Source organism: Coprococcus sp. OM04-5BH, assembly GCF_003482105.1.
In the GTDB taxonomy this organism is placed as follows: domain Bacteria; phylum Bacillota; class Clostridia; order Lachnospirales; family Lachnospiraceae; genus Coprococcus.
Window position 1 is genome coordinate 276707 of sequence record NZ_QULM01000001.1, and the last position, 16709, is coordinate 293415.

General features: G+C 42.8%; 15 protein-coding genes and 1 riboswitch. All 15 genes read right to left on the reverse strand.

Going from position 1 to position 16709, the window contains the following annotated elements; all coding sequences use genetic code 11:
• Positions 1–2 precede the first annotated feature (2 nt).
• A complete protein-coding gene (fabF, locus tag DXB54_RS01195) occupies positions 3–1241 on the reverse strand; it encodes a beta-ketoacyl-ACP synthase II (RefSeq protein ID WP_021938178.1) in 1239 nt (412 codons plus the stop codon).
• Positions 1242–1574: 333 nt separating this feature from the next.
• The gene (locus DXB54_RS01200; RefSeq protein WP_118694016.1) at positions 1575–2405 is read right to left on the reverse strand and encodes a DUF6734 family protein; all 831 of its coding nucleotides are present in this window, start codon (positions 2403–2405) and stop codon (positions 1575–1577) included.
• A complete protein-coding gene (locus tag DXB54_RS01205) occupies positions 2399–3565 on the reverse strand; it encodes an SLC13 family permease (RefSeq protein WP_021938180.1) in 1167 nt (388 codons plus the stop codon). The genes DXB54_RS01200 and DXB54_RS01205 overlap by 7 nt, the downstream gene beginning before the upstream one ends.
• A 129-nt stretch (positions 3566–3694) precedes the next feature.
• A complete protein-coding gene (locus DXB54_RS01210) occupies positions 3695–4702 on the reverse strand; it encodes a hypothetical protein (RefSeq protein WP_147360996.1) in 1008 nt (335 codons plus the stop codon).
• Positions 4703–4896: 194 nt separating this feature from the next.
• Positions 4897–6450, reverse strand: a complete 1554-nt coding sequence (locus DXB54_RS01215; RefSeq protein WP_118694018.1) for a protein kinase domain-containing protein — start codon at positions 6448–6450, stop codon at positions 4897–4899.
• A 417-nt stretch (positions 6451–6867) separates the two neighbouring features.
• Positions 6868–6990, reverse strand: coding sequence for a hypothetical protein (locus DXB54_RS12140; RefSeq protein WP_021938183.1), 123 nt, complete (start codon positions 6988–6990; stop codon positions 6868–6870).
• Between the two features lie 47 nt (positions 6991–7037).
• The gene (locus DXB54_RS01220; RefSeq protein ID WP_021938184.1) at positions 7038–7514 is read right to left on the reverse strand and encodes an Hsp20/alpha crystallin family protein; all 477 of its coding nucleotides are present in this window, start codon (positions 7512–7514) and stop codon (positions 7038–7040) included.
• A gap of 458 nt (positions 7515–7972) precedes the next feature.
• A complete protein-coding gene (locus tag DXB54_RS01225) occupies positions 7973–9310 on the reverse strand; it encodes an acetyl-CoA hydrolase/transferase family protein (protein WP_118694019.1) in 1338 nt (445 codons plus the stop codon).
• 211 nt (positions 9311–9521) lie between these two features.
• Positions 9522–10538: a zf-HC2 domain-containing protein gene (locus DXB54_RS01230; protein WP_021938187.1), complete on the reverse strand. Its 1017-nt coding sequence runs from the start codon at positions 10536–10538 to the stop codon at positions 9522–9524.
• Positions 10531–11007, reverse strand: a complete 477-nt coding sequence (locus DXB54_RS01235; RefSeq protein WP_330426327.1) for an RNA polymerase sigma factor — start codon at positions 11005–11007, stop codon at positions 10531–10533. The genes DXB54_RS01230 and DXB54_RS01235 overlap by 8 nt, the downstream gene beginning before the upstream one ends.
• 229 nt (positions 11008–11236) lie before the next feature.
• Positions 11237–11857 carry a type II secretion system protein gene (locus tag DXB54_RS01240; RefSeq protein WP_021938189.1) on the reverse strand — a complete coding sequence of 207 codons (621 nt, stop codon included), beginning with the start codon at positions 11855–11857 and terminating at the stop codon, positions 11237–11239.
• A gap of 95 nt (positions 11858–11952) precedes the next feature.
• Positions 11953–12028, reverse strand: a riboswitch (cyclic di-GMP riboswitch).
• A 92-nt stretch (positions 12029–12120) separates the two neighbouring features.
• Positions 12121–12732 carry an L-2-amino-thiazoline-4-carboxylic acid hydrolase gene (locus DXB54_RS01245; protein ID WP_021938190.1) on the reverse strand — a complete coding sequence of 204 codons (612 nt, stop codon included), beginning with the start codon at positions 12730–12732 and terminating at the stop codon, positions 12121–12123.
• 40 nt (positions 12733–12772) lie between these two features.
• Positions 12773–13591 carry a class I SAM-dependent methyltransferase gene (locus tag DXB54_RS11905; RefSeq protein ID WP_021938191.1) on the reverse strand — a complete coding sequence of 273 codons (819 nt, stop codon included), beginning with the start codon at positions 13589–13591 and terminating at the stop codon, positions 12773–12775.
• Positions 13591–14205 carry a TetR/AcrR family transcriptional regulator gene (locus tag DXB54_RS11910; RefSeq protein WP_021938192.1) on the reverse strand — a complete coding sequence of 205 codons (615 nt, stop codon included), beginning with the start codon at positions 14203–14205 and terminating at the stop codon, positions 13591–13593. Before DXB54_RS11910 ends, DXB54_RS11905 begins: the two co-directional genes overlap by 1 nt.
• A 221-nt stretch (positions 14206–14426) precedes the next feature.
• Positions 14427–16703: an ABC transporter permease gene (locus DXB54_RS01255; protein WP_021938193.1), complete on the reverse strand. Its 2277-nt coding sequence runs from the start codon at positions 16701–16703 to the stop codon at positions 14427–14429.
• Positions 16704–16709 lie beyond the last annotated feature (6 nt).

Genomic DNA, 16709 nt, shown 5'->3' on the forward strand with positions numbered 1-16709 from the left:
CTTTACTGCTCCTTATACTTCTGTAAAAGAATACATGCATTGTGTCCACCGAAACCAAGTGAGTTGCTGATACAACAGTCAACTTCCATCTCATATGGCTCCTTACAGTAATCCAGATCAAGCTCTGGCTCGCTTTCATGAAGTCCCCTTGTTCTGTGGATGTATCCATCCTCTATTGTCTTAACACATGCAACACACTCAATACCACCGGCTGCACCAAGAAGGTGTCCTGTCATTGACTTTGTTGAATTGATCTTAATATCCTTTGCGTGATCGCCAAATGCTGCCTTGATAGCTCTTGTCTCCACAAGGTCGTTAAGGTGTGTACTTGTACCGTGAGCATTTATGTACTGAACCTGCTCAGGAGCAACACCTGCGTCCTTAACTGCATTTAACATTGCAACTGCAGGAGCAGCACCTGAATCTTCAGGAGCAGTGATATGGTAAGCGTCACTCGAACATCCATATCCTGAAAGCTCACAATAGATCTTGGCACCTCTTGCCTTAGCATGCTCAAGCTCCTCAAGAATAACAATACCTGCACCCTCGCCAAGAACGAAGCCGCTCCTTTCCTTGTCAAATGGTATTGAACATCTGTCAGGGTCTGTTGATGATGTAAGAGCTGTAAGTGAGTCAAATGTTGATATACCGATAGGTGAAACTGCTGCCTCACAACCACCTGCTACCATTACATCTGCGTCGCCGTACTGGATTGTTCTGAATGCCTCACCTATACTGTTTGTACCTGACGCACATGCAGTAACAACGTCTATACTCTTGCCCTTCAATCCGTAAAGGATCGCAACATTTCCGGACGCAATATTACTGATCATCATAGGTACAACCAATGGTCTTACACGAAGTGGTCCCTTTGTGAGGATTGTACCATATGCATTCTCCAGCTCCTGTAATGATCCTACACCCGAACCGATACATGTACCGACTCTGTATGGATCCTCCTTTGTCATATCAAGTCCTGAATCCTCGATAGCTTCCTTAGAAGCCTTAACTGCAAACTGTGAAAATCTTGCCATTCTTCTTGCTGACTTAGGATCCATATAATCTGTTGCCTTAAAGTCCTTAACCTCACCTACAACCTTACACTTGTAAGCTGAAGCGTCAAACTGGGTAATAGGACCAAATCCATGACGCCCTTCCTTAAGTCCATTCCAGAACTCCTCCACATTGTTACCAATAGGTGTTATTGCGCCTATACCTGTAATAACTACTCTTCTTTTCATCCATCTTCTCCTTACTACTTATTACATTTTATATCAAAAAATACGGATTATCTCTTTCATCGTTTTTCCGCCACATCAATACATCTTCCAAATCTGTATTTAAAATGACAGTATAACAGCATGATTATACCTCATTTGCAAATGGTTTAAAAGTAAAGTTTGGCTTTTTTTATTAATTTTCCATAAAAAGTCTACATTTTAATAGACACTTGTTTATAAAATGATGTACAAATAGACTTTTTTTCACATCTGTATGCATAAACTTCACAAATTTATTCTCTTATCATATACCTCAAATTCTGAAGATTTTACTTTTCGGGAAATTGGATCATCCTATTTAATATCTGCGATCATGTTGCCACACTCCGGGCACTCAGCCACGATCCTGTCCTTCATTTTCTTCACGAACTTCTCCCGCTCCTCGTAATTGAACTTGAGGATATTCTTATAGCCCCACAGATGAGTAAATATATCCTGATTTGCAATATCCATTGAAGCAGGAAAAAATGATGACACAACCTTGCCATATTTCTCCGCACACATGGCAAGAAGTCTCTGCTCGGCAAATACCATATGGTGCAGGTTATCCTCGTGCTCGTTACAGTTCTCCATAAAGTCTATAGCTGAATCCACATAGTACTTCTTGAGATCGCCGTCCCCCATATAAAGCATACAGGTATTCACAGGCATGACTTCTTCGCTCCACTCCGGGTCAAATGAATATCCGGGCTTCATATTCAGGGTATGTGTATCCGGGTAAACCTCCGGGAACAATCCCTCTCTGTGTATGGCACACAGATCAGTTCCGGCAACATAGTCCACTATCCGCTTCCATATAATAAGGTCCAGATCCACCATCACTGCCGGTGTCTCCACCTCCTTAAGGGCAAACAACTTGGCTGCTGCCCAGAAAACTCCCGGGTCTATTTTCTCCGAAACTTTTATCTCCTTAATTCCTCCGTTCCAGATAAAACTAAGCCCCAGGCTATCAATATATTCCAATGCTTTGCGATCTCCATAAAGAACAATAGGTCCATTGTTCTTCCTCCACATAATTGCGGAAAGTATCATGGTAAGTACCTCATAATCCTGCATGGAATATGGTGTATCCTCACTATTTTTAACGTAAAATGGTGCTGTCCAAAGTGTATGAAACCCTAACATATACCCTTCTCCTTGCAAATATAGAAAATCATGAGTATAAAGAGAAAAATTATATTGGCAAGAGTGAACCAAAGAAAGTACGAACCTTTCATGCTTCTGTCCTCTCTCGCAATATATCTGAAGCTTATAAGGCTTGCCATTGAGGCTATAAGTGTTCCAAGTCCTCCGAGATTTGTACCCACAATAAGAGCCCTTATATTACCTGTGAATCCTGACAACAATATTGCCGCCGGAACATTACTCATCACCTGGCTTGCTGCCACAGCACACTGCACTTCATGCCCAGCCATTATTTTTTCTATGAAGCCAGCCAAATCGGGTATTCTCCCAAGGTTTCCTATGAATATGAACAAGGCTGCAAATGTCCCAAGCAGAGAATAATCAACCTCTCGAAGCAGCTTTCTCTGCCTTATAGCCGTATACAACAAAACCATGATAAATGCCACCTGATATGGAACTATCCTTCCCACCACCAGAAGCATAACCATGAATAGCGCCAGATACACTATAAGGATTTCTTTATTTTTCTGCATGCTACCAACCGAACCAATCGGCTTTATTTCCGCATTTGCCCCTTTACTCTTTTTATCTTTTAACCCGGATATGGCAATCCAGACTAGCAATAATACAAGAGAAACTACTGCATAAGGAAGCATCAATTCAAGAAAATCGGTTATATTCATTCCCGATATGCCAAACAGATATAAATTCTGCGGATTACCTATAGGTGTAAGCATACTTCCAAGATTTGCTGCAATAGTCTCCATGATTACCACCCTAATGATCCAGGATCTTTTCTCTCCCTCCGGCAGCTTTCCAAATACTATAATACCAAATGGCACAAAAGTAATGAGCGCCACATCATTCGTTATAAGCATTGACGCGAAAAAACATAGAAGCACAAGAACAAGGGCAAGAGTACACTTTTTCTTTACCGCACCTGTAAGCTTATCCGCCAACACCACAAAAAAATCTACACTTTTAAATGCTGCAACTATTACCATAAGTGCAAATAGTATGCATATGGTTCTGAAATCTATATACTCCAGATACCTTTTGTCCGGATGTACTGCAAACATAGAAATCATTGCCAGAATTACTGCTATTGACAGTACCGTTTCCTTTTTTATTATACTTATCAAGCTATTTTTGAGTCTCATGATCATCCATCCATGTTTTTATTGCATACCCCACAAAATACCGGCATGCCCTTATCCCTTAAAATATTATTATACACAGCGAAAAAAAAGCAGACAACATATCACATAAGAATTGCCGTCCGCTCTTTGTTATATTAAATCAAGTCCGTATCCAAGTCTGGCGTTGCCGCCCTTATCTGTGTCCGGTCTTCTTGTCCTGTTAATAAGCTGCCACTCCTTAGGTATCATGGTCCAATCCTCTGTCGGCGTGTACACCTCCGGAAGCTTTCCCATAATTGTAGGTCTCTGACTGCCAACATGTCTCTGGCTGCCGGTTACTCCCATGCCATGTCTCTGACTTCCGCCTATACTAAATCTCTGGCTGCCGGTCACTCCCATGCCATGTCTCTGACTTCCGCCCATATTAAATCTCTGGCTGCCGGTTACGCTCATGCCAGGTCTTTGGCTTCCGCCTATGCTAAATCTCTGGCTGCCGGTTACTCCCATGCCAGGTCTTTGACTTCCGCCTATACTAAATCTCTGGCTGCCGGTTACTCCCATGCCAAGTCTCTGACTTCCGCCTATGCTAAATCTCTGGCTGCCGGTTATGCTCATGTCAGGTCTTTGGCTGCCGCCTATGCTAAATCTCTGGCTGCCGGTTACTCCCATGCCAAGTCTTTGGCTTCCGCCTATGCTAAATCTCTGGCTGCCGGTTATGCTCATGCCAGGTCTTTGGCTGCCACCGATCATGCACTTCTGTATTTTTTCTTCAAATGGGATAAGCTCTGCACCGCTGAACTCGATACTGTAGGGTCTTCCTCTGTACACAAGATAGGTTCTGTAGGAATAAATCTGTCCATTTTTCCCAATAAGCTTCATATATACAGGCACGCCTTCTCCAAGCTCATTAAAATCATCAGCCTGTTCCGATGTTACCTTAACAAAATATCCACCAGAAGGAAGTGGGTACGCAAGGTACTCCATCAACTCCATGTCCCAATCAATATACAGATTATATTCACCCGAAAAAGTGTCATAATTTTTTATGTCAAAATAGCAGTATCCTGCCATAACCGGAAGCATTTGTGAAATTCTTCTATCAAAATGTGATTGTTCCTCTTCTGTTTTTCGTTTCAGAGATGAATAAATTATGCCCATTCAGTGTCCCCAATCTATTGTAATATGCAGGCATTCGGCTGTCTCCTACTATCATGAAAATACAGTCTTTAGAAATAAAAATACCTGTATCTATGATACCTTATTTGGCATGATCCTGCAACCAAAAGAAGCATGTTCCGATCGTTTTTCCCACAAATCAAAATCTCTATCTCATATATTTTTGCACACTATTTTTATAAAAATCTGCCCAGCAACATGCCTCCTGCAAATAATGCTGCTGCCACCAGAAAAACTATTATACCAAGAATAATCTTTCTTGGACATTTAGCCCCTTGAGATTGCTGAACCGTCATATTTCCGCCCTCTTCTCCAGTCTTTCCGGACTGTGGCTTCATATGCCGATATTGACCACCTTCGGTGTTTTCAACGTTAGTATTCCCACTATTTGTCTTTTCATGCCATGGCTTTCCGGTCTGAAATCCGCCATTCTGATCTCTTCCGTACTGCATGTTCTCATACTGTGCCGTACGGCTGTGACCGATCTCGTATAACATGCCACATACTTCATTTGCAGAGGAATACCTGCTGTAGGGATTAATGCCGACACACCTGCGAGTAATGTCAAATAACCCTGAGATCTCTTCCTCATGTTCCGCAGAATCCTGAACCCTCCTCAGTATCACCTGTACCATCATGCCAAATGTATAAATATCCGCCCGTTGATCATACACTCCCCCCTCAAGCACCTCAGGAGCAATATATATGGAGGAAGGATCATTTGCAGCTATATATTCTTTGGACTTTGTAACACCGAAATCCACCAGATACACCTTCCAGTTCATATCCACCAGGAAATTGTCGGGATTTAATTCCACATGCACCATTCTGTGCTGGCTGTGGAGATAATCTATGACCTTGGCAATCTGTCTTATCATGTACACCGCACAATCATAAGTTACTACGCCTTCGTTCAACACCTTTGTAAGTGATACGCCTTCGATGTATTCCATTACAATGTAAAATGTTCTGTTGTAATTGATTATATCCAAAACATGTGGCAGATTGTCACAATTCATATGCATAAGGAGATCCTTGTCATTGTCCAGAGTCTCGTACTGCTTTATCTCCTTAATAGCGACATATTTTTTCTTCTTCACATCATAGCCAAGAAAAACATTGCAAAACACGGAAGAGGATATAATCTCATGGAGATAATATTCATTTCCATTCCCTATATAGTCTCCCTTGTGAGCCAGAAGTATATCTCCTGCCGGGATTATATACTCATATCTTAACATTCCAAGCACATAAAGAGTGTAGCCCAGATTGGCGATCAGCTCCATTGCCTTGTCATAATTATAAGTCTCTGCAAAATACTGAAGATTGAAGGTTTCCGTATTATGCTCTATGAAATTTCTGAACTTCCTTATTTCATTTATCTCATCAGGTATGGCATATCCTAGTCTTTTCAGGATCGTCACCTTGCCGTAGAAGGTTCTCGCTTCTGTATAATTTATGGGGTCTTTTAAGTTATCGTAGAAATACAGTTCTCCCTTATCGGTCTTCTCTGTATTCGCAGGAGTATTTGCATTCTTGAAACCATAAATCTTGTTGCCCATAACAATATCCACAAGATTAAATGCCTCTTTCATGCAGCGAAACAGGATATGCTCGTCCACATAAGGTGAAAAATCCTTGTGTATCCTGATCCATTTATCCTCTACCGCCTCTATCTTCTGATATTTTTTTCTTTCATCAACCTGATATTTATAACTGTCGTTTCCCATTCTGTCCTCGATGTTAAAATAAGTGTGCCTGTAACACCCTGCTTTATGATCACGCCTATGCCTGGTTTATCTCCCTCTTCTTCACTCTTCATTACAGACATAAGCCTATACACTATAAATGTAACATAAATAAGAAATAACGTATATACTTTTTCAATTAATTGGGCAACTAAACTTATGTGGAGCAGCAACCATTAAAAATTGCCTACGGCAAGGGTTGCTGCAACGTAACGATGTCTCCGACATCATTACATCCTGTGGAGCAGCAACCATTAAAAATTGCCTACGGCAAGGGTTGCTGCAACGTAACGATGTCTCCGACATCATTACAATAAACAAAAGGCGCCACAGCTAATGCCATGACGCCTTCTCTTAGTAATTTATACTGTTCATGATATCTGAAGCATATTCCGCACGCTATTCATAAACATGCTTCTTATGCTTTCCTGTTGATACCTGCTCTTCTGAGCTGTGATCTGCAACATTTACCTTTTCATGAGCTTTCTTTTTCTTTAATGGATGTTTTGGATTTTTATCCATAACAATCGCTTCCTTCCTTTTATATCGTATGATGACTTTTATATTAACTATTCAATAGCAATGTATTTACTGCTATCGACAGCCTTTTTAGCTTCCTTCTTAGGAACTGAGAGCTTCAGGATACCATTATCATACTTAGCATGTATCTCTTCCTGCTTTACATCTTCGCCAACGTAGAAGGACCTGCTCATGCTGCCCGCATAACGCTCACGCCTGATGTACTTGCCGCTCTTCTTATCCTTTTCATCCTTATCAAGACCCTTGGCAGCTTCGATAGTCAGATAACCATCTGCAAGCTGGATCTTAACTTCGTCTTTCTTAAATCCAGGAAGATCAATATCTACTTCGTAAGAATCATCGGTCTCACGAACATCGGTCTTCATCATATTCTTTGCATGCTTACCGTAAAGTGCATGCTCTGCAGGAGCCATTGCTTTACTAAATTCCTTGTCAAAATCTCTTCCAAATGGGAAGTAGTCCATCCAATCATCAAATAAATCTTCTCCAAAAACACTAGGTAACATAAGTCATTTCTCCTTTCAATCTCAATGAAACTCAACCTGAGTCAAATGTCGGAAATTGCGCCATCCTATGATGGCTCAAGGCACTTAGACTTTTTGTTTTCCTAAGATAAGTTCCGGGATCTTTCTTTCCTTTTCCTAATCCCTTCCTTCATCTTTAACTATGTTATAGCACCAGTTATTAGCACTGTCAAGGGGTGAGTGCTAATTATTTTGTGAAAATTGTGTGAACGTTACGAGCCATGCAGATTTCTCAAGCCAATATTCATGATTGCCTGTGACATAGTATACCGGGCATCTATACATGCATCCCCTATCCCATGACATCATCCCACATAAAATCAGATGCCTCGTCAAAAGTCTCTATAGTTTCATCTGCGCCTTGAATACCGCCACCCGGAAATTTGTAATAGTGCTCCCGCCCGCTTCGTAGTCCTTTATGTCTATGTCAAATAACCTTCTCATCTCTTATTCGACCTCCGCCAGATCTTCCTCTCCTGGGCCTCCTTTATCAGTATGTCCCGGAAATCAGGATGGGCTATGGATATCAGCGCCTCCGCTCTCTCCCATGTGGAACGTCCCTCAAGATTTATCACGCCGTACTCTGTAGCCAGGAAATACACCTGACTTCTCGGCGATGTGATGATATCTCCATTGAACTGTGGCTTTACCCTGGAGTGTTTCACTCCATTCCTGTCGGTATGGGTGGAACTCATACATATAAATGCCTTGCCGCCACGGGAGCCCGATGCTCCGATCAGAAAATCGAGCTGTCCGCCGGTTCCGCTGATCTGACGTGAACCGCTGCTCTCTGCTGCAACCTGTCCGTACAGATCCACCGCCACGCAGCTGTTTATGGATACCATGTTGTCTATCTGCGATATGACATATGGCCTGTTCACATACTCAAGGGGATATGCGGCGATTCCCGGATTGTCATCCAGCCACTCATACAGCTCATTTGAACCGATGGCACAGCCAAATACGCCCTTTCCTCGGTCTATGTTCTTATATTTATTTGTCAGCTTGCCCGCTTTGTACAAGGCTAGATATGCATCCGAGCAGAGCTCTGTATGCATGGCGAGATCCTTGAGATCAGACTGGGCCAGCATCTCACCCACCGCATTTGGCATTCCTCCGATACCGAGCTGCAGCGTTGAGCCGTCCACTATATATGGAATGAGCAGCTCCGCTATCTTCCGGTCAACCTCCCGCGGTGCCTGTGTTTTCACATCGGCAAATGGTTCGTGATCCCCCTCCACGATCATATCCACATCCGATATGTGAATACACTCGTCATATCCACCGCGTATCTTAGGCATGTGCTCATTTACCTCAACTATGACTATGTCAGCCTTCCTGGCAATAGGGGCAGCCACACCGGTATTCACCGAGAAGTTAAAATAGCCATGCTTGTCCATAGGTCCCACTGACACCATGACCACATTCACATGAAGGAAATACTCATAGTAAGCCGCATTGTTGTGGAATACCATCGGTATATAGTAGCACTTGCCCTCATCGCACAGCTTTCTCTCGTACTGCGAACAGTGCCAGCTATGATACACAAAATGCTCCTGACTGTCATCGCACTCTGCAACCTCTATAGGACCAGCCATCAGATTACCCCTGATCTTCACATCGTGCAGCTCATCTCTCCGCTTTGCCAGTGCCCTGTCAAGTAGTACAGGCTTTCCAAGGGATGAAGTGTAGTCGACCCAGTCTCCATCCTTGACACACTCCACCGCAGCCTCCGGTGTACGCAGCTTTTCTCTATACATTTGCTGAAAATCGAACATATAAATCCCCCTTTATTGAATAACGTTTCACCACTTGTCCGCCATCAACAGTCTCAATCACTATTATCAAATAAATCAAATATCATTTCAACATTTTTAGAGATATTCTGTAAATCTCAATGAAAAAGTTTCCAGTTCTTACTTCATTTTAATTTCTAGGCTGAATGGCATTCTTTGCTGTTCAGCCCCTTGTCTATTTAGTAGCACGGATTCAATTGCCTGATATTCCTTTTTTAGTTCTTTCAACAGTTCTTCTCACCAGCCCTGCAACAAGCAATGCCGTACCCACTATCCCACTGACTATCAATGCGATCACATACACATTTGAATTGACATTTTCCCCGGTGATCCATACTGAAAGATCAGCGTGGCTGATGGTGAGCTGCTTAGTGCCATATACGAAGAACAGGCATATATCATTTGCAAATGCTGTAAAGACGCCGCATATCCACACAATGATCCCCGACTTGGCAAGAACACCGATATTGAGATATCTGGCAACTAAGAATACAAGCCACACAGGAACCATTAAAACTGCGGCAACTATGCAGCCCTCTCTCATGCCCTCGAAATCTCCTGAGTGTCCGCACACCTCAACTATAGTAAGGAATAGCCACAGGGTATCCCACAGCATGGTGACGAGTGCCTTCTTGTCAACCAATACCGCAGGCAGTTCCACCCCACGGATGACAAATGGGAAGAACACCACAGACAATCCGAATATTGTAGGAACTGTCCACAATATAAATTCACCCTGTCCATTCATACGATCCACGAAAAAGTATATAAGAAGGATTGCAATAACGCCTGTCAATATACACTTCACAAGTCTCCGCTCTTTTGATACAAGAGGCACCACAGTAAGTGCCGCAACAAGCAGCATGGAAGCTGTGACCACAGCAGACACATCAAGCCCTACTCCGCCCACAAGCCCTACTATAAATGTTATGAGTATCGGGATCAGCAACAGCCCCGCTATGATAACTCCCGCCTTGTAGGCGGCTGTCTTTTCACTTTTCTCATGCCTTTCAAGCACCCCCCTGGAGTCCTCTTTCAGTATCTCATCGAGGGTGTCATTTTTCAGATCCTCGTATGTACGTCTGCATTTCTCACATTCTGCCAGATGTGCTTCCACCATTTTACGGCTGGCAGGACTGCAGGCGTCGTCATAATATAATGGCAGGAGATCCTGCACGATATCACAATTATCTATATTTGTATTACTCATTATCATCCATCCTTTCCTTTATTTTAAGTCTCGCCCTATGGTAAGTTACCCTTGCCCAGTTTTCTGATTTGCCGAATATCATGCCGATCTGTGAAAATGGCAACTCGCCAAATACCCTGAGCTGAAATACTTCCTTGTAAGGCTCCTGCAGTTCATGCAGTACCAGATGTATCCTGAGTGCCGTGTCCTGATCTTCTACCTTGTCCTCTACGGTATCCGCCATACCCTCTGACGTCTCAGGAGTATCCTCATCCAGCTCTGCAAATTTTGAATTTTTGCGACATTCATCGATTGCCAGATTTTTAGCTATGCTGCATAGCCATGTAAGCTCACTGGCTTTACCTTCATATGACCGCCTGGCTGTCATTGCCTTAAAGAAAGTATTCTGGGTAACTTCCTCGGCGACACTACGGCTCTTCACAATGGTCATTACATATGAATAAACCTGAAGGTAATATGAATTGTACAATTTTTCATAATCCAGAACTGTCACCTCCTATAATTTGTCTGTTGTTTTTCATGTTTTGGACCTTCCTATAGATTAGACGCCACTTAAGGGTATTCGTTACAAATATTTTCAAAATAATTTAACGTTAAAGTTTATGAGCATTTAAAATAATATAGTGAAAAAGAGAACGTGGTTTTGTACAAAATCACGTTCTCTTTTTCATACTCTATAATCAATATCTACTTACACACTATTCAATATCGATCCAGCCTCGACCCATTCTCTTCTCTATGTTGGTTACAGGTGTCTTGTTGATACCACCATCCTGATTTTTAAAGCCTGAATAAACTCTTGAACACAGACGTCCATTCTTATCGTAACATATCTGAATGATGATCCAGTCCCAACCACCTTCACTGCCATTGCTAAGGGTCTTCACACTATCCAGATCTATACCTTCTTTTCTAAGAAAATCGTCGAGAGCCTGACAATATGACCCGTCATTGTCTGATACAACACCATCAAAGGAGATACCCTTATCAGCTCCACACCATACAGTTCCAAGATTTTTACCATGATATGGAACCGGTGCATTTGCCTTGGATCCCCGGCACATCATAACCCAGAGACCATAGCCCTGCTTTCTCATTCCTGCCGGAAGTTCTATATCTCCTGATGAAAATGCATGTACCAAAACACTTTCAATATCAGTGGCATTCTGAACATCCTTCGCCCTTCTGCTCTTCTCAAGATACTTTATTATGGCAGGTGCCAACGCACCTGTCAGAATAGCCATAATAGCAATTACGATTATCAATTCAACCATGGTGATACCCTTTGAATCGAAACTGTTTCTTACTCTGCTTTTCATAGCTTCCCCTTCCTCATCTTCATCGCAAAGCTCATATTCTTATAATATGAATCCCCCGTAAAAAAATGCTTTACGCTACTAGCAGATCAACAAACAAGTACAACTGGCTACCATTTTACAGGCCCTATAGCTTTGCGTCACACTCTTTAGAGTGTTTTGCCGAATATACACATATAGTGGTATACTAATACCTGGAAGGGAACTATGTCAACACAGTCGTCATAAAATGCACCATCCAATGCAGATTTTTTTATTTAGAACAATCACCGTGTTTTTCTTCCGTAACGGAAATCGCAATATTTTCCACCCTCTGCAAGGGTCTGGGTCCTTGTAAGCTTCATTCCCATCATATCCGCCAGCACATAATCCATGCGGCACAGATATTTCGCCAGCTCGAAGCAGCCCTCGTCCCGGCAGAGATTACAGATACCGCAGATGTGATAATCGTATCCCAGCACAAAATCATCCTGAGGTCCCCCTTCAATAATATCAACTACCCAGTCATTCCTGTATTTCTTAAGATGTGACTGCCTTGACCATTCCTTTCTTCCTGCCATCTTCTTCTCGTCAAGATAGCTGTCCACGTCTCCCACTGCCTTGTGAAATAATTTATTACCATATAATCCATCCTTATACAGCTCAAAACATTCCTCCGGAGATAATTGGGTCATTCTATTTAAGGCAATGAAATATGCACCCATGCAATATGAACTCATAAGCCTGGATTTCCCTATATCCTCGGCACGCTCAAGCACCGCCCGGTACTCTCTTTTTATAGCTCTGCTGTCTATGGAAATGTGCCTGTTCTTCGCCTCCTTCATGCATGAACTATGATAAAAATATCCAAATAATTTCTGTGTGAATCCGTACTTCATTTCAAGTCTCCTTTATCAACTGATCTGTCCACAAAACCGCTTAAGCAAAATCTATCTCTATCATCTGGCACATGCCCGATCTGTCCAGGTTCCTGAACACGGTATTAAGGATAAATCCATATCTCTTGTCAAGAGGCCTGTATCCCGAGAGATATTTATTTCTTACTATATTCTTAAAGTTACCGCTCCAGCCTGATATATCACTGAGATCATCCACACTGAAATACACGCTTACATCATCGTAGCCATCAAGCCATGTCTTATGCATGTTCTTAAGTCCCTTTTTATTTGTAGCGTCAAATGCCAGCTTACCGCCCTTAAAGTGCTCCGCCATGGCAACAGTCAGTGCCTTAACCTCCTCTGTCTTGAAGTAATAAAATACACCGGAAGCGAAAAATACTATGCCATCCTCCGGACGGAAATCAATCTTGTCAAACCAGGATATATCATTAAGGTTGCATGCAATATTTGTCTCCCGCTCCCTGTCACCAAGCAACTCATTCCGCACCTTTATGGCGTCAGGGAAATCCAGGTTGTACGCCCTTGCCTGTCCGTTGTCCACCTGCCTGAAGGTGGTGTCAAGACCACATCCCAGATTGACAACACAGGCCTTTGGGTACTCCTTAAGATAAGCCTTGCAGATAGCAGCCATGTTGTACTGTCTGGTAGCCGCCATGATGGCTCCCGTCTTCTCCATTATCCCCTTCTTCTCATATGTTATTAACACTCTCTCGAATATCTCCTGACAGTCATTGTCATGGAAGTTTCCCGGATACATCTCCATGGCACGCTTCCTTCCATATAAAGGTAACAACAATGTCTCCTGCACCGTTCCCTTTTCGATCACTATCTTATCCACTATTTCTTTCCTCCTGTTTTATCTATCCCAAGCTCTGCCTCGATTCCGTGAAGCAGAATATCCATAGCCTCCATAAACGCCGTCTTCATCTCCACGGTGATACCATCCCGGCAGGATTCATCCGCGATCATCTCACACACCATTGAGAATTCCGACCGGGTGAGCATGTACACCGTCTTCGCCGACAGCTTCTTACAAGCGATCCCCCGTCTGTACAACTCCCCGTAATAATTCATGGCAAATGCCGCCCCCCGCTCTATGTAGATGTCCCGGAACTGCTCTATACATTTTCCCGAATCATTCTTTAGCAGCATATGGAAGAGTTTCATGTCTCCCTCCAACAGGTTAAAGGTCTGCACCGATACCCTTGAATACAGCACATTTACCAGTTCCTCATCTGTCATGGCTGTGAAATCCATTCCCATCATGGACCGGGTGATCTCCATGAGCTTTTTTCCACTCTCTGCAAATATCTCTCCGAACATCTCTTCCTTACCGGAGAAATACTTATATATGGCTCCTGCTGTGATACCGGCTCTTGCTGCTATCTTTCGCATGGAAGCCTCCTGATAACCTACTTCGAGAAATATGTCCCTGGCACTTTTTAGTATCATATCTCTTGTTTCCTTTGAACTCTCTCGGATAACTATCCCTCCCTTTTGGTAAACACTGTTTACTTTATAGCACAGTATACTTTTTTAATCAAGAATATAAAACCATGAAAATACCCTCCTTACCGTTTTGCCCGGTAAAGAGGGTACTTATGATCATGCATTTACTTTTATTTGCAGCTTTCTCTTATCCTGTCACAATATTTTTCAAAATCTTATATGACTTACTCTCTGTTGTCCTTAAGGCTTTCAACCATGTCAACGCCCTTTACTTTTCTGCCAAGGATCCACAGGGATACTACATAGCTCACAATAACCACCACTGCATATCTTACGAAATTCCATGGACTGTACACTGTCTCAATGTATGTGTTGTATGCGGAAGTACTTGCTTCGAAATTAGCCTTACACAGCACTGCACCCAGAACAGAACCAAGCAGTATTCCCACAGGTACAAGGAAATGGTACACGTTGATGACCATTTTATTTATCCTTCTGTTATCATAGCCCAGAACCTTGAGCATGGATACTGACGTGGCATTTTCGCTTACCAACATATTTACCATAAGATATACGCATATGATGATTATGATCATGGCAAGTATGATACAAGGTGCCATGAGACTCTTCATGCTTATAACAACCTGACCGATCTGATCCGACAGCTCTTCCTTTGTGATCTTGTACATGTACTCTGACTCCTTGTAGCCAAGCTTTTTGTCGGAAAGAACTGCGTTATAGCTGCCCTCCGGAACTCCAAGCAGCTCACAGGTATCCTTCCAGTTGCCGTACACGATACTCTGGGAATCATTCTTCACGATATCATCTATCACGATCTTATATTCCTTGAGAGACGCCTGATCATAGAAATCAAGAGTATCTCCCTTCTTGATCCCATATATCATTGCCCCCATTGCAGAAATATAATGCTTTCCGCTGTCCAGGGTAAGCTTCTCTCCGGTCGTGCTCTTAAGATCCATGTATTCATTATCATCCATGCCCATGTAGATGACATTTGTAGCGTAGCCATCCACACTGAAAGAGCCTACCATTATCTCGGTGCCGTCTTCTACAGGCTCTGTATGTATACTGTTTAAGAAATACTCGTAATTATAGCTTCCTACTTCATTTACAGATTTATCACAATAGTTGTTCATGGAAGTAATACACATATCGCAGAATACCATCATTATTCCGCCAACCGCTATGCCGAATACCACCACAAGGCTTCGGCTCCAATTTCCAAGTATGGAACGGATCTTGAACTTTGTGCTAAACTTCATCTCTGACTTCGCCATACGCATACGCATGTGCTTCTTCCTGCTGCCATTTCCGTGGAGCAGATCAACTGTCTTAAATCTCAATACTCTGAAGGCTGTCGCAACGCCCACCAGCCAGTATGCAATTACCGGAATGAGCAGTATGCCCACATAAGCCGGCATAGACACATCATATGTTACAGGAAGTATCTCTGTCTTAGATTCATATATCATTTTCGCCAGATAGGTCCTGCTTGGGACTGCCACTATCATTCCCATGACAACGCCAACTATTCCCGGGATGACACCGAACATTCCATAGTACATGGAGAGTCTTCCCCTGCTGTAACCGAGAGCTGACAGCACGCCGATCTGCCTTGATTCCTGTTTGATCTTACGACCAAGGATTATTGCTATGATGATCATTACAAAGACTATCATCATTGGCATTACCTGATTGATATACATACTGAGCTGGTCCGTCTCCTGTAGGGGAACCTTTATCCTTACATTTGCAGAGGCGGCAGTGTATGACAGAGTATAGTAATCCTCGTGTATCTTTTCCCTAAACTCTCGCTCCTTGCTGTCCTCGCTGTATCTTACCGTGTAGTATATGATCTTCTGATCATCATCCAACCGGGCAAATGCATTATCTGTGGTGATTCCATATCCAAATGCGTCGAACAGGAACAGATTATCTGTCATGTTCTTATATACTGACAGATAGTCCGGTCTCGCCATGGTTCCAACTATCTCGTAATCTGTGCCGTCAATATTTATGCTGTCGCCGATCTCCAGCTTTCTTGCGTCCATCAAATGGGGATTTAAGAGGATCTCGTTGTCATTTTCCACATCCCTGCCGTCAAGCACCTTGTAAATGTCGATCTTCTCTGACGGCTTGAATATACGGATGGTGTAATCCTCCGCAATGTCTGATCCCACTCTTTCATCACAGTCAGCCTCTGTAAGATTTACGTCAGCATAGTACTGTGGTTCCAGCTCCACGTTATACTCATCCTCAAGCTTTTCTATGTCTGCGGTATTTATAGGATCTGCCGTGACAAACTGTGCGTCCTCCACATTGGTATCGTTGTAGAATTCCTTAAGATACTTTCTCTGTCCGTAATATGATCCTATAAGTGCCACATACAGGACCACAATGATTATGTTCAGGATGGCTATACATATATAGAAGGAAAGATTGTTCTTTATATTTCTCAAATGTCTTTTATTTAATGTCATGCCCTC

What these genes read in the sequence shown, in the direction of transcription:
- DXB54_RS12140 (WP_021938183.1), bottom strand. Translation starts at nt 6,990, where the DNA reads ATGGATAAAAATCCAAAACATCCATTAAAGAAAAAGAAAGCTCATGAA.
- DXB54_RS01240 (WP_021938189.1), bottom strand. Translation starts at nt 11,857, where the DNA reads ATGAAAAGCAGAGTAAGAAACAGTTTCGATTCAAAGGGTATCACCATG.
- DXB54_RS01255 (WP_021938193.1), bottom strand. Translation starts at nt 16,703, where the DNA reads ATGACATTAAATAAAAGACATTTGAGAAATATAAAGAACAATCTTTCC.
- fabF (WP_021938178.1), bottom strand. Translation starts at nt 1,241, where the DNA reads ATGAAAAGAAGAGTAGTTATTACAGGTATAGGCGCAATAACACCTATT.
- DXB54_RS01210 (WP_147360996.1), bottom strand. Translation starts at nt 4,702, where the DNA reads ATGGGCATAATTTATTCATCTCTGAAACGAAAAACAGAAGAGGAACAA.
- DXB54_RS01230 (WP_021938187.1), bottom strand. Translation starts at nt 10,538, where the DNA reads ATGAGTAATACAAATATAGATAATTGTGATATCGTGCAGGATCTCCTG.
- DXB54_RS01245 (WP_021938190.1), bottom strand. Translation starts at nt 12,732, where the DNA reads ATGAAGTACGGATTCACACAGAAATTATTTGGATATTTTTATCATAGT.
- DXB54_RS11910 (WP_021938192.1), bottom strand. Translation starts at nt 14,205, where the DNA reads ATGATACTAAAAAGTGCCAGGGACATATTTCTCGAAGTAGGTTATCAG.
- DXB54_RS01220 (WP_021938184.1), bottom strand. Translation starts at nt 7,514, where the DNA reads ATGTTACCTAGTGTTTTTGGAGAAGATTTATTTGATGATTGGATGGAC.
- DXB54_RS01200 (WP_118694016.1), bottom strand. Translation starts at nt 2,405, where the DNA reads ATGTTAGGGTTTCATACACTTTGGACAGCACCATTTTACGTTAAAAAT.
- DXB54_RS01205 (WP_021938180.1), bottom strand. Translation starts at nt 3,565, where the DNA reads ATGAGACTCAAAAATAGCTTGATAAGTATAATAAAAAAGGAAACGGTA.
- DXB54_RS01215 (WP_118694018.1), bottom strand. Translation starts at nt 6,450, where the DNA reads ATGGGAAACGACAGTTATAAATATCAGGTTGATGAAAGAAAAAAATAT.
- DXB54_RS01225 (WP_118694019.1), bottom strand. Translation starts at nt 9,310, where the DNA reads ATGTTCGATTTTCAGCAAATGTATAGAGAAAAGCTGCGTACACCGGAG.